This window comes from Streptomyces koelreuteriae (assembly GCF_018604545.1).
Lineage (GTDB): Bacteria > Actinomycetota > Actinomycetes > Streptomycetales > Streptomycetaceae > Streptomyces > Streptomyces koelreuteriae.
In genome coordinates this window covers 3,984,792-3,997,524 of the sequence record NZ_CP075896.1, presented here as the reverse complement: position 1 = coordinate 3,997,524, position 12,733 = coordinate 3,984,792, and the positions used below count along the sequence as shown (strand labels likewise).

The window sequence follows — 12,733 nt, the reverse complement described above, 5'->3', positions numbered from 1 at the left end:
CCGTTAGCATCGCCGCGATGACGACCTCCCGTGACAGATTGGGGGTCCCGTCCGCGCCAGGTGAGTGCTGATGCTCACCCACACCGCGAACGGGGACACCCCGACCTCCTTCTGGCCGCGCGTGCGCGAGTTCGCCGTGCCGCCCTCCATGATCGAGACCGCGACCGCGCGTCGCCGGGCCGGCGACTGGGCCGGTGCGTGCGCCGCCGCCGGTATCGACGTCGACCTCCAGCCACGTGCCGTGGCCCGGACCCACGGCCGCGAACTCGCCGCCCTGCTCCGGGCCGACCTGCGTCACCTGGCTCCCGACCTGCTGCGCTGGCACCTGCCGAGGATCGCCCCCGACGGGCTGCTGCGGCCGGGGCTGACGATCGGCCTGGCCCGGTACGACACCACGGGCCCCGCACCGCTGCACCTCGTGGTGCGGACCCCACCGGCCTGGGCCGACGCCGGTCAGCGGCTCAGCCTCGCCCTGTGGGACGCCTCCGACACGACCGGCCGGCGTCCTCCGCGTCCCCGCCATCCGCATCCCCGCCCCAGCCGGCGGTTCCGTCTCGACCTGCACCGGCATCTGTGGGATGCCCGCCGGGTGGGGGAGCTGCGGGTGCGGGCGGGGGCGGATCTTCCCGCCACGGACGGTCGTTCGGCTCCCGGGCCGCTGCCGCAGGGCCATCGCCGCGCCGTCGACCGGTGGGCGGCCGAGGCGGAGATCCTGCTGCGTGCCGAGGGGCGGTCGACCGGCCGGGTCGCGGTCCGCCTCGGGGCGCGCAACCGGCTGGTCCTGGACGTGTCCGACGGCACCGCGGTGGTGTCGTCCCACGCCCCCGACCCCACGCTGCCCGTCCTGCCCGACGCGGCGACCTGGGTGCTGCCCGACCTGGAACTGCTCCGGGCCGGGGCGATCGACCCCGGCCGCCTGCACCCCCTGGTCGCCCCGGCGCTCGGGGTGGAACGGACCGGCACCTCCGGGGTACGGGAGGACCCGGGTGATCCACGGCAGGTGGAGTGCAGGGGAGCCCGGCACACCATCGGCCTGGTCGACGGCACCCTGGCCGCGCTGGACCACGCCCCGGACGAGATCCGGCGCGAGGAACTGCTCGCCGCCCTCGGCGGACCGCCCCTGCCCTGCCTCCAGGCCATCGACCGGGCACACCGCCGCCCCGACTGCCTTCTCGGCGTACGCGAACGCCTCCGGCACGGCGACGTCACCGGGGCGCTGGCCGCCGTGGAGAGTCTGCTGGGCCCCGAAGCGGTGCTGCGTGACGGCCCGCTGCGGGACGCGCTGGACACGGCCGCGCGGCGGCGCGTCGCCCACGGGCTGTTCCGGGCGGGCCTGGACGGGCCCCCGCCCGGCAGCCTGCGCCCCTGGGACCTCCGCCGCTCCCGAGAACAGGGCCCGCATCCCCGTCACATGTGACCGGCCCCGCCCGCACTCCGAAACTCCTGAACCCCAAAGGTGATCACCCATGCCCACACGCAGCACACCCCTCGCCGACACCACCGCCCGCCTCGACATCGCCGCCGACCTGCTGACCCTCCTGCGCGACACCACCACCGAACCCCGCCCCGACAGCCAACTGGAAGCCCTCACCCTGGCCGTGGCAGCCGATCTGCCCGTGCTGCTGTGGGGAGAGCCGGGCATCGGAAAGACGGCGGCCCTGAACCAGCTCGCCGACGCCCTGGATCTGCCGCTGACGACGGTGATCGCGAGCGTGCACGAGCCGTCCGACTTCTCGGGGCTGCCGATCGTCGGCGACGACCCCGCCGAACAGGGCGTGCCCCTGGCCCCGCCGGACTGGGCGGTACGTCTGGTGCGGGCCGGCCGGGGACTGCTGTTCCTCGACGAACTCTCCACCGCACCACCCGCCGTCCAGGCCGCCCTGCTCCGGCTCGTGCTGGAGCGGCGGATCGGCGCGCTGCGGCTGCCGCCCGGCGTGCGGATCGTGGCCGCCGCCAACCCGCGTTCCTCGGCCGCCGACGGCTGGGAACTGAGCCCGCCGCTCGCCAACCGCTTCGTCCACCTCCAGTGGGCGCACGACACCGACGTCGTCGTCCGGGGCCTCGGCGGGACCTGGCCCCGGGCGACCCTGCCCCGGCTCGACCCCGGGAAGCTGCCGGACGCCGTGGCCTTCGCCCGCCGTGCCGTGTGCGAGCTGCTCACGGCGCGCCCCGGGCTCGTGCACCGGCTGCCCAGCGGAGAGACCCGCCGGGGCGGGGCCTGGCCGTCGCCCCGGAGCTGGGAGATGACGCTGCATCTCATCGCCTTCGCCACCGCGGCCGGCTCCTCCCGTGACGTCCTGTCCCTGCTGGTCCGGGGCACCGTCGGGGACGGGCCGGGACTCGAACTGCTGGCGAGCCTGGACCGGATGGACCTCCCGGACCCCGAGACCCTGCTCGCCGACCCGGCCGGGGCGGTCCTGCCCGAGCGGGGCGATCTGCGCCAGGCCGCGCTGGACGCCGTGGTGGCGGCGGTCCGCAGCCGCCCGGAGCGGCCCCGCTGGGACGCGGCGTGGGCCCTGCTGGTCAAGGCGGTGGAGAGCGGGCCCCCGGATGTCGTGGTCGTCCCCGCGACCACGCTCGCGGCCCTGCGCCGGGAGGACTGGGACGTACCGGCGGCGATCGAGCGCCTCGCCGGCGTCGTGTCCCTCTCCGGCCGGGCGGACCGCGCGGCGGCCCGGACGGCGGCCGCGGAAGAGGCCGTGGCGAAGGCGGGCCGATGACGGCCACGGAGACCGGAACCGGAACCGGAACCCTCGACCGGGACAAGCTCTTCGCCGCCCGCCTGCACGCCGCCCGCGTCCGCCCCTACCTCGCGACGGCCCTGTTCGCCCTGCATGTCGTGGAGTCGCGCCGGGTGCCGACGATGGGCGTCGACCGGCACTGGCGGTGCTACGTCTCGCCGGTGTTCGTGGACCGTACGCCCGTCGAGGAACTGGCCGGGGTATGGGTGCACGAGGTGTCGCACCTGCTGCGCGACCACCACGGCCGCAGCGACCGGGTCGCCCGGGAGCGGGGCCTGAACGGCCCCGGGGATCGGCTGCGGATGAACATCGCCGCCGACTTCGAGATCAACGACGACGTCTACGGCGACGGCCTCGCCCGCCCCGAGGGGGTCGTCGAGCCGGGCGATCTGGGGCTGGCGGAAGGCGAGTTGATGGAGGAGTACCTCCGGAAGTTCAGCGTCGGCCCGCGTATGCAGGACCTCGCCTGGCTGGACTGCGGCAGTGGCGCCGACGGCCGGGGCCGGGAGTGGGAGTTCGGCCCGGACGGCGCGCACGGCCTGAGCGAGCAGGAAAGGGACGCCGTCCGCTTCCGGGTGGCGCAGGGCATCACCGGCCGCCCGGGCAGCGCCCCGCAGGGCTGGCGGCGCTGGGCCGAGGAGGCCTTCCATCCGCCCCAGCCCTGGCGGGAGTTGCTGGGCGCGGCGATCCGCTCGGCCACGTCCGGCCCCGGCGCGGGCGAGGACTACACCTACGGCAGGCCCGCCCGGCGCTCGACCGCGATCCCCGGCATCGTCCTGCCGAGCCTGCGCCGCCGCCCGCCCCGGGTGTCGGTCATCATCGACACCTCCGGCTCGGTCAGCGACGCCGAACTCGGCAGCGCGCTCCTGGAGGTCGCCGAGATCGCCCGGGCGGTCGGCGGACGCCGCGACCTCGTCACCGTCGTGCCCTGCGACGCCTCGGCCGGTTTCGCCCGCCGCCTGTGCCGCGCCGAGGGCATCCACCTGACGGGCGGCGGCGGCACGGACCTGCGCGCCGGCTTCACCCGCGCCCTGCGCTCCCGCCCGGCCCCGGACGTCGTCGTGGCCCTCACCGACGGCCAGACGCGCTGGCCCGGCACCCGGCCTCCGTGCCGCACGGTCGTGGGCCTCTTCCCACGCGGCTACGACGGCCACGCCTACGACGACCACGCCTACGACGAGTCCAACCCCGTTTACGTCCCGGACTCGCCGCCGGACTGGGCCCGGGTCGTGGACATCGGGTCGTGACGGCTCAGGGCCGCCGCAGCAGCCCCCGTTCCATCGATTCCAGGATGCTCACAAACTTAGATGATAGTTTGTGAGCCATGGCCACTCACGTGAAGCGGGCCTTCAAGTACCGCTTCTATCCGACCGATGCGCAGGCAGCCGAGCTGTCGCGCACGTTCGGGTGCGTGCGGAAGGTCTACAACATGGCGCTCGCTGCCCGTACCGAGGCGTGGGCGCGGCAGGAACGGGTCAATTACAACCAGACCTCCGCCATGCTGACGGCGTGGAAGAAGACCGGGGACCTGGCCTATCTCAATGACGTCTCCTCCGTTCCACTGCAGCAGGCGCTGCGGCACCTGCAGAATGCCTTCGCGAACTTTTTCGCCAAGCGCGCCAAGTATCCGCGGTTCAAAGCGAAGAAGAAGTCCCGTGCGAGTGCTGAGTACACCTCTTCGGCGTTCCGGTTCCGTGAAGGCCGCCTGACGTTGGCGAAGATGGCCGACCCGCTCGACATCGTCTGGTCCCGCCCCCTGCCCGGAGGGGCCACGCCGACCACGGTGACCGTCAGCCGGGACAGCGCGGGACGCTGGTACGTCTCGATGCTGTGCGAGGACCCAACTGTGAAGCCGCTTGCGGCCGCCAGTACGACGGTTGGTGTTGACGTCGGCCTGAACCACCTGCTGACTCTTTCGACCGGTGAGAAGATCGCCAACCCTCGGCATGAGCGCCGTGACCGCGAGCGCTTGGCCAAGGCGCAGCGGGAGCTCTCCCGCAAGGCCAAGGGTGACGGTGCCAACCGACGCAAGGCCCGCCAGAAGGTCGCGAAGATCCACGCCAGGATCACCGACCGCAGGCGGGATGCGCTGCACAAGCTGACCACTCGACTCGTGCGTGAGAACCAAACGCTCGTGATCGAGGATTTGACCGTGCGCACGATGGTCAAGAACCGGAACCTGGCCCGCGCCATCAGTGATGCCGCGTGGTCGCAGTTCCGGGGCATGCTGGAGTACAAGGCCGACTGGTACGGGCGGGAAGTGATCGCGGTGGATCGCTTCTTTCCCTCGTCCAAGCTGTGCTCCCACTGCGGCACCCTCCGGTCGGAGATACCGCTGGGCGTCCGCACCTGGACGTGCGGCAGCTGCGGCACGGTCCATGACCGGGACGTGAATGCCGCGAAGAACCTTCTGGCCGCCGGGCTGGCGGTGTCTGTCTGTGGAGCCGGTGTAAGACCCCAACGGAGAACTCCGGGCGGGCAGTCGGCAGTGAAGCAGAAAGCCCCACGGCGCGAGCCGTAGGAATCCCCCTCGTTCACGAGTGGGGACAAGTCAACTCGATGATGTGGAGGAGAGAGAATCCGGGCAGGTGCGCTGGGACAAGCAAACCCCACGCCCTCCCGGTTCAGATCGGCCTCAGCACGACCGCCTGCCCGCCCGCCGGAGCCATCGCCACGTCGAGGCTGTCGGCCCGGGTCACGCTCCGGGTACCGACCACGACCGGGGTCTGGTACGGGCTCGCGCCCGGGGTGCCGTCGGCGTAGACCGTCGCCGTGTACGTGCCGCGCCCGAGGAACGACAGCGGGAGGGTGAGCGTCCTGGACGACTCGTCGGTCATGGCGCCGAGGTACCAGACGGACCCGCTGCGCCGGGCGACCGCGACGTACTCGCCGATCGATCCGGCCAGGGTGCGGCTCTCGTCCCACGTCGTGGGAACGGCGTTGAACCAGGGCAGGCCGGGCCAGTTGGCCGGGTTGGCGTACTTGGACGGCTTGTCGTACCAGAAGAGGAAGTTGAGCGGCTGGTAGTAGACGGCGGCCATGGCCATCTGGTGGGCGTTGGTCGTCTTGTCGCGGGACTGGCCGTAGCAGATCGTGTAGTCCATCGGGCCGCCGATGTTGCGGGCGAACGGCAGCGTCACATTGTGCGTGGCGGTCGGAAACTGCTCGTTGCCGCGCACGCCCTCCAGGCTGATCCAGTTCGGGAGGGTCCGCTCGTAGCCGAACGGCCGGACGTCGTCATGCATGTCGATCAGCAGCTGGTACTTCGCCGCCGTCTTCGCCCAGTCGATGATCTGGTTGGTCATCGACTGGGTGCCGTCGTTGATGAACCCGAGCTTGATGCCTTGCACGCCCCAGCTCTTGTAGAGGCCGAAGAGGGAGTCCGCGTCGGTCAGCGCCAGCCGGTTGACGTAGAGGAAGACGCCGATGCCCTGGCTCGTGGCGTACGAGATGACCGACGGCAGGTCGATCGCGGCGATGGGCTTCGTCGCGTCGGGCGTCGTGAACTCCGGGCCGTACCAGCCGGCGTCGTACTCGATGTACTCCAGCCCCCGGGCCACGGCGAAGTCGACGCCCGCGAGTCCGGCCGCGGTGGTGAGCTCGCAGCGGAAGACCTTGCCGGGCTTGATCCAGGAGGGGTCGGGGAGGGCGTTCGGCGGGGCCAGGTTCAGCACCAGCTCGGCGTTGTCGACGAGTTCGGCGTGGCCGGCGCCGATGACGACGGCCCGCCACGGTGTGGCGAACGGGGTGGTGACGGTGGAGGCCGTCTCCACCGGGCCGGTGCCCCGGGCGGTGTGCTCCATGAGGAAGGCGGAGAGGGTGTTCGGCTCGCCGTCGACCGAACCGAGCATCAGGCGGGGGTAGTCGACGCGTGAGGACTCACAGACACAGGCGATGAGGCCGTCGGGGAGCGTGGCGGTCAGGGGGAGGTCGGTGAGCGGGCCGTTGTCGGTGGTGGCGGTGCCGGTGACGGGTATGGAGCCCGGGGCCACCGGCTCGTAGGCGTTCTCGTCGCGGGCGCTGTAGACGGTGGTGCCGTCCGGGAAGACGAAGGTGGTCAGCTCGTCGGTGATGGTGGCGGTGCTCGCGGCTTCGGTGTCGAGGAGGAGATAGCGGAGGGCGACGCCGGTCCGGTAGGCGCGGACCTGCACGCCGAAACGAATGCCGGTGGCGCGGTCCTTCAAGTCCCAGCGGTGCTCCTGGTAGTGGTCGGTGACGGTCGCGTTGCGTCCGTAGACCGGGGTCCAGGTGGAGCGGTGGGTGCGGTGCCGCCGTCCGGTCACCCGGACGTCGCTGCCGAGGACGGTGCCGTCGCCGAGCCGGACACCGAGGGCGGAGGTGCCGATCACTGTGCGGCCGTCGCGCCGGGCGGACCAGTGGAGGGTCCCGTGGGTGCTGACCGACAGGGTGACGGAGGTGCCGCCCATGCGGGCGGTCACGCTCTCCGGGCGGTGGGGGCGGCCTTGGGGGCTGTCGGCGTCGGCGGCGTACGCGGGGCGCGTGGTGACGATCCCCGCCGCGGCCAGCCCGGCACCGGCGGCCGCGCCCTTGAGCACGTCCCGGCGGGCCCGTTCTCCCGAAGCTCTCATCGTGAGGGACCTTTCCCTTGCGGTAAGTGGTGCGCGGCGGTAAGTGGTAGTAACCGGTTTCTGTCAGTAGCGAGAGCAGTTGTACGCGCCGCCGCGAAGGCGGGTCAAGAGGCCGGAGCCACCGGGATACGCGAACACCCCGGGTGCCGGGCCTGGTGCGGCCCGGGCACCCGGGGTGCCGTCGTGCACGGTCTTGCGGGGGTCGGTCAGCGCAGGGCGCCGATGCGGTCGAGCCGCTCGTTGACGCCGTTGCGGAGTTCGCCGAGGGTCGTGCCGGGCGGGGCCACCTTCGGTGTGGAGGACGGCGGCTGGGTCTCGTCCGCGCAGGTCGTACCGCGCGCCGGGACCTTCAGATCCACCAGATATCCGGTCACGGCGTCGGTCGCGCAGGCGCTGCGCCCGAAGGCGGTGTGCCCCTCGGCCTTGAAGGTGAGCAGCCGGCCGTTGTCCAGCTCCCGGGACAGGGCCACCGCGTCCTGGTACGGGGTGTCCGGGTCGCCGGTGTTGCCGACGACCAGGATCGGGGCGGAACCCTTCGCGCGGAAGGAACCGTCGTAGCGGCTGACCTGTTCGCCCTTCCACTGGACGCAGGCGGTGGCGTGCTGGTGGTCGTAGAGCGGCGGGCCGTAGGCGAGGGCCGGGCCGAGGAGCGGCGCGGCCTTGGCGAAGCCGGTCACCTTCCGCTTCAAGAGGGCCGTGTCGCGCGGGTAGGCCTTGTCGGTGCACTCGACGACGACGTTCGGGTTGAGGAAGTCGTAGCTGGCGGCGGACGGCGGCCGGAGCAGGAACGAGGTGTTGTCGCGCTGCTGGGCCTTGCGCAGGGCCTCGCCGAGGGAGGGCCAGATGACCTTGCCCTCGTTGATGTTGAACAGGATGCGGTAGACGAGGGTGTAGCCGCCCGCCTGCCCGCCGTTCGCGGTCGGTACGGGGCTGGCGTCGAGGTCGGCCTTGAGCTTCTCGAACGCGCCCCGGGGGTCGCCGTCGCCGAACCCGCAGGTGGCCTGGTCCGCCTTGCACCAGTCGAGGAAGCGGCCCATCGCGCCGTCCAGGGCCAGGTACTGGGGCCGGTCGTAGGCGTACGGCTGGTTCGCGTAGTGCTCGGGGTCGTAGGCGCCGTCGAGCGCGAGGGCGCGCACCCGGTCGGGGAACAGGGCTGCGTAGACGGTGCCTATGTAGGACCCGAACGACCGCCCGTAGTAAGTCAGTTGGTCTTCGCCGAGAGCCTGGCGCAGCAGGTCGATGTCCCGGGCGACGTACTCCGTCCCGACGTACGGCAGCAGATCGCCGGCGTTGTCCTGGCAGGCCTGGTCGAACTCGGCGGCCTGGCGCACGGCGGGCTCGTAGGCGTCCGGGCCGGGGACGCCCTTCGCCGAGGTGATGGCCCGGGTGTACGTCGGGTCGTCCCAGCACTGGACCTGCGAACTGCGCCCGACGCCGCGTACGTCGTACCCGAACACGTCGAAGGAGTCGCGCAGGGCGGCGGGCAGCTCGGCGTAGTTCCCGCGCACGAAGTCCACGCCGGAGTTGCCGGGGCCGCCGGGCTGGAGGAAGAGGGTGCCCTTCTTCTCGGCCTGGTCCGGGGCCTTCTTGCGGATGACCGCCAGGGTGATGGTCCTGCCCTGCGGGTCGCGGTAGTCCAGCGGTACGTCGGCGTTCGCGCACTCGAAGCCGTCCTGGCAGTCGGACCAGGCGAGGGACGGCACGGCCGGCTGCTTCCCGGCGTCGTCCGGCTGGGCCGCCATCACCTGGGCGGCGGTCCCGGCGACGGCGAAGGAGACGGCGGCGGCGAGGGCGATCTTCAGACGCGGGAGGCGTCTGCGTGCGCGGGAGCCGGACCGGCCGGATCCGTGGTCTCGTGTGGTCACTGTTTCCCCTCGGGGGCGAGTACCGCTGCGCACCCCTTGGTGCGGCCAGCTTCATTGAAGTTTCTAGCTCACCCGGGAGGGGAAGGGGAGCGGGAGTGGTGCGGTGGGCCCTGTTGTGGGGGCCTTGTCACGGAATCTCTCCCGTACCCGCCGGTAGTTGCGCCGCCGTTCACCTCAACTCTGGGCCGTTCAGGCCAAAGAGCTCTGCCCCGTTGTCATGGCACACGGCCCGCAGCCACTCCTCCCCGAGGCCCAGCCGCTCCAGTGCGTGGAGCTGGTGCGCGTACGGATAGGGAATGTTGGGGAAGTCGGAGCCGAGCAGGATGCGGTCGCCGAGCGCGGCCAGCCGGGGCAGGGCGCGGCGGGGGAACGGCATGAATCCCTCGCTGAAGTCGGTGAACGCCATCGTGGTGTCCAGCCGCACCTCCCCGTACCGCTCGGCGAGGTCGAGGAACTCCTCGTACTCGGGCATCCCCATGTGCGCGACGATCAGCCGCAGCCGGGGGTGGTCGGCCAGCACCCGGGCGATCGGCCCGGGCCCGGTGTGCTTGCCGGGCGCGGGCCCGGAGCCGCAGTGGATCACCACGGGGATCCCGGCGTCGGCCAGCACTCCCCACGCCGGCCGCAGCAGTTCGTCGGCCGGGTCGTACGCCCCCACCTGCACATGCGCCTTGAACACCCGCGCCCCCGCCGCCACGGCCTCCCCGACATACGCCTCCACCCCCGGCTCGGGGAAGAGCGTCGCGGTGTGCAGACAGTCGGGCGTACGCCGCGCGAAGTCCACCGCCCAGTCGTTCAGCCAGGCGGCCATGCCGGGCTTGTGCGGATAGAGCATCGCGGTGAACGCCCTCACCCCGAACTCCCTCAAGATCCGCGCCCGTTCCGCCTCCTCCTCCCGATAGGCGATCGGCCACTCCATCCCCCCGGTGAGCGGCCCCAGCCCGTCGAAGTACTCCCACACCTTCCGCAGCACCCGCTCGGGCATGAAATGCGTGTGCACGTCGACGAGCCCGGGCAGCCCGAGGCGGCTCCAGAAGCGGCGGATCTCGTCGGGCTCGTGGGGCCCGTGGGGCCCGTGGGGCGCGTCACCGTGATCGTCCATGGAGCCCACGATCGGGGCGGGCGGGGTGGCGGGGCCAGTGCCTTGCACGAAGGGTCGGTGAGGGATCGATCACGCGTGGTCCTCGGTCCTCCGTGCCACGGGCCCTGGCTCGTTCGGCCGTTCCCGACCGTCGTCGCCGACGTGCGCGACAGCCAAGATGACGGCCATGGCGGTGTCCCCGGCGATCCGGCAGTTGTGCGACGCCAGGTTCTCGCGCGACGAGACCGCGGGTGTCCTGGAACTCCTTGACTTGTACGCGGGCGCGGAGCGTGAACGAGTACACCAGGCCCTGGTCGACATACGTGCGGAGCTCCGAGGCGAGTGACGGTCTCCGAGGTGCTCCTCAGCCCGTTGCAGCGGACGCGACGGGTATCGGCGTCGATGACGGATTTCTGCGAAGCTTCGGTGTCCGAGGCCGAAGGAGGGGGTCATGGGGATTGAACTGGAGCTGCACTCGGGGCGGCCCTCCCGCAAGAGGGCGTCCCGGGAGACCTTGCTGCGGGGGTCTTACGGGCACGGTGAGGCGTTGGCGAGGGCGCTGAGCACGCTGGACCGGCACGGCTCGGGCAAGCTCGGCTGGGTGGATCCCTATGGCGACACGCTGTTCAACGAGCAGGAAGCTCAAGTCGCCCGTCAGGAAGTCGTCGCCCTGACGCAGCGGTGTACTGACGAGCAGCAGAAGGCGGCCCTGCTGGACCTTGCCGAGTTGCTTGAAGCGTGTGCCGCGACGCCGGGCAGCTATCTGTGGTTCATGGGCGACTAGTGCTCTGACCGCATAGGTTCACCGGGTTCGGGTGGTGCTTCCCTTGCGTCGAGCGGGCGTTCAGGCGCTCAGGAACGCTCCCGCGACGGTTCCCTCGCGCGAGCGTAGAGGAGTCATCGGTGGTCGGAGGGGCTTTGTCGTCGAGAGAGAACCAGCCTGCGTTGTTCCCGGTCGATCTCAGTGACGACGACCGTGACCTCGTCCCCGGCCTGGACGACATCTGACGGGCTCTCCACGGGCGTCGGTGTGAGCTCTCGCAGGTGGACCAGTCCCTCGACCCCGTCGGTGACCTGCACGAAGACGCCGAACGGGATCAGCTTGGTGACCCGCCCGTGCAGTTTCTGCCCCACTGCAGTGTGGTCGGCGAATGCTTGGAAGGGGTCCGGCTGCGTCGCCCGCAAGGAAAGTCTGGCCTCCAGGTTCCATGTGTCGAACTGAAGGAACTCGGCTGAGACACGCTGTCCGACCTGCACAACGTCGAAGGCGGCTTCGATGCGCCGCCAGGACAGTTCGGGGATCGTGATGAACCCGACGCCAGGGAAGACCGGGTGGGCGGGACCGTCGTCCAGCGCCACGAATACGCCGAACCGTTCGATCGCTGTGACGGTGCCGGAAAGGATCTCGCCGCAGTGCAGTGATTCCAGGAACGCCCAGAGTTCTGGGTTCTCGGACGGTCCGCCCATCATGCTCCCAGCCTTTCACAAGGAGCTGCGCACTCGGCGGGAAGTGCGCTCACGCTGCAGCCTTGAGGGGACGTCCGCCCCAGCGGACGCCTCTCTCGCTGCGGATGGGGGCGCGTTCCTTGCGTTCGGCGGCCAGGACGTCGCGGTGGCGGGCGTTGGCGTTGCGCCAGCGCGCCTTTGTGGGCGGACAGGTTGTCCAGGATGACGTAGATCGGTGCGCCATCGGAAGCGGTCCAGGACCTCTTCGATCCGGTCCAGCTTCGCCTCGCGGTCCGGGTCGGGGGACTCCTTCCATGTATTGGTGCGCTGGAAGGTGACACCGCGGCGGGCGAGCAGGCTGCGTAAGGTCTCACGGCCGATGCGGATGATCCGGCCGTGGACTTTCCGCAGATAGGCGACCAGTTTGCGGAGTGACCAGCGGGCGAATGGCTGGCCGAGCTTGGCGGGGCGGGTGGTGGCCGTCTGGATGACGAAGTCCTCGTCGTCGGGAGTGAGCTGACGGGCGCGGTGCGTTGAAGCAGCCGGCGGGCGAGGTCGTTGTTTTCGGAAGCTGCCTAGGCCGCCGTACTGCCCCGATCGTCGCTGCCGGCATCTGCAGGGTGTGGTCACCGAAGTCGGCAACCAGGTCCAGCCTGCTGCCGAGTGCCTCTACGTAGCGTGCGATGACATCGAGAGTCGCGCCCTCGCCGTGCTCGATCTGGGACACGCGAGCGACGCTCACCCCATGCGGGCGGCCACGTCCCTCTGAGCCAAGCCGTACTGTTCGCGCGCATCGGCGAGTTGATGCCCCTGGGCTTCTGCCAGCAGACGGCGCGAACCGGCTTTCACCTCGTCGGGATCCACCCCCGCCGAGTAGAGCTCCTGCTCCAGGCTCTCCCAGTCCTGGGGGGTCTTCTTGGGCATGCCTACTCCTCAGTACTACCGACCCCGGAACCCAGCCTCAGTTTCTTGAGGTGATGAAGGTCCGACCCTTTCAGCCGACATGAGGGG

Annotated in this window: 11 protein-coding genes and 1 pseudogene; 6 read left to right on the top strand and 6 right to left on the bottom strand. The window is 71.1% G+C overall.

Features of this window, described 5'->3' with window-relative positions:
- Window positions 1–70: 70 nt before the first annotated feature.
- From KJK29_RS17910 to KJK29_RS17895, 4 genes are all read left to right on the top strand, one after another.
- The gene (locus KJK29_RS17910; protein WP_215120165.1) at window positions 71–1,417 is read left to right on the top strand and encodes a hypothetical protein; all 1,347 of its coding nucleotides are present in this window, start codon (window positions 71–73) and stop codon (window positions 1,415–1,417) included.
- 49 nt (window positions 1,418–1,466) lie between these two features.
- Complete coding sequence (locus tag KJK29_RS17905; protein WP_215120164.1) at window positions 1,467–2,720, top strand: AAA family ATPase; 1,254 nt, start codon at window positions 1,467–1,469, stop codon at window positions 2,718–2,720.
- Window positions 2,717–3,988 carry a vWA domain-containing protein gene (locus KJK29_RS17900; protein ID WP_215120163.1) on the top strand — a complete coding sequence of 424 codons (1,272 nt, stop codon included), beginning with the start codon at window positions 2,717–2,719 and terminating at the stop codon, window positions 3,986–3,988. Before KJK29_RS17905 ends, KJK29_RS17900 begins: the two co-directional genes overlap by 4 nt.
- Before the next feature lie 77 nt (window positions 3,989–4,065).
- Window positions 4,066–5,262 carry an RNA-guided endonuclease InsQ/TnpB family protein gene (locus KJK29_RS17895; RefSeq protein WP_215120162.1) on the top strand — a complete coding sequence of 399 codons (1,197 nt, stop codon included), beginning with the start codon at window positions 4,066–4,068 and terminating at the stop codon, window positions 5,260–5,262.
- Window positions 5,263–5,365: 103 nt separating this feature from the next.
- Here KJK29_RS17895 and KJK29_RS17890 read toward each other — a convergent pair whose 3' ends face one another.
- The 3 genes from KJK29_RS17890 to KJK29_RS17880 all read right to left on the bottom strand — a co-directional run bounded on the left by KJK29_RS17890 (window position 5,366) and on the right by KJK29_RS17880 (window position 10,297).
- Window positions 5,366–7,330, bottom strand: coding sequence for a glycoside hydrolase family 97 protein (locus tag KJK29_RS17890; RefSeq protein WP_215120161.1), 1,965 nt, complete (start codon window positions 7,328–7,330; stop codon window positions 5,366–5,368).
- Between the two features lie 206 nt (window positions 7,331–7,536).
- Window positions 7,537–9,195, bottom strand: a complete 1,659-nt coding sequence (locus KJK29_RS17885; protein ID WP_215120160.1) for an alpha/beta hydrolase — start codon at window positions 9,193–9,195, stop codon at window positions 7,537–7,539.
- A 169-nt stretch (window positions 9,196–9,364) separates the two neighbouring features.
- Window positions 9,365–10,297: an amidohydrolase family protein gene (locus tag KJK29_RS17880; RefSeq protein ID WP_215120159.1), complete on the bottom strand. Its 933-nt coding sequence runs from the start codon at window positions 10,295–10,297 to the stop codon at window positions 9,365–9,367.
- A gap of 166 nt (window positions 10,298–10,463) precedes the next feature.
- Here KJK29_RS17880 and KJK29_RS17875 point away from each other — a divergent pair, with 166 nt between their 5' ends.
- On the top strand, window positions 10,464–10,622 hold the full coding sequence (locus KJK29_RS17875; RefSeq protein WP_215120158.1) for a hypothetical protein: 159 nt from the start codon (window positions 10,464–10,466) through the stop codon (window positions 10,620–10,622).
- A gap of 105 nt (window positions 10,623–10,727) precedes the next feature.
- Window positions 10,728–11,060, top strand: a complete 333-nt coding sequence (locus tag KJK29_RS17870; RefSeq protein ID WP_215120157.1) for a hypothetical protein — start codon at window positions 10,728–10,730, stop codon at window positions 11,058–11,060.
- Window positions 11,061–11,173: 113 nt separating this feature from the next.
- Here KJK29_RS17870 and KJK29_RS17865 read toward each other — a convergent pair whose 3' ends face one another.
- The 3 genes and pseudogenes from KJK29_RS17865 to KJK29_RS38870 all read right to left on the bottom strand — a co-directional run bounded on the left by KJK29_RS17865 (window position 11,174) and on the right by KJK29_RS38870 (window position 12,646).
- Complete coding sequence (locus tag KJK29_RS17865) at window positions 11,174–11,746, bottom strand: S1 RNA-binding domain-containing protein (RefSeq protein ID WP_215120156.1); 573 nt, start codon at window positions 11,744–11,746, stop codon at window positions 11,174–11,176.
- A 46-nt stretch (window positions 11,747–11,792) separates the two neighbouring features.
- Window positions 11,793–12,250: pseudogene (locus KJK29_RS17860) on the bottom strand (hypothetical protein); the annotation flags it as partial.
- Window positions 12,251–12,460: 210 nt separating this feature from the next.
- The gene (locus KJK29_RS38870; RefSeq protein ID WP_251057848.1) at window positions 12,461–12,646 is read right to left on the bottom strand and encodes a hypothetical protein; all 186 of its coding nucleotides are present in this window, start codon (window positions 12,644–12,646) and stop codon (window positions 12,461–12,463) included.
- Window positions 12,647–12,733 lie beyond the last annotated feature (87 nt).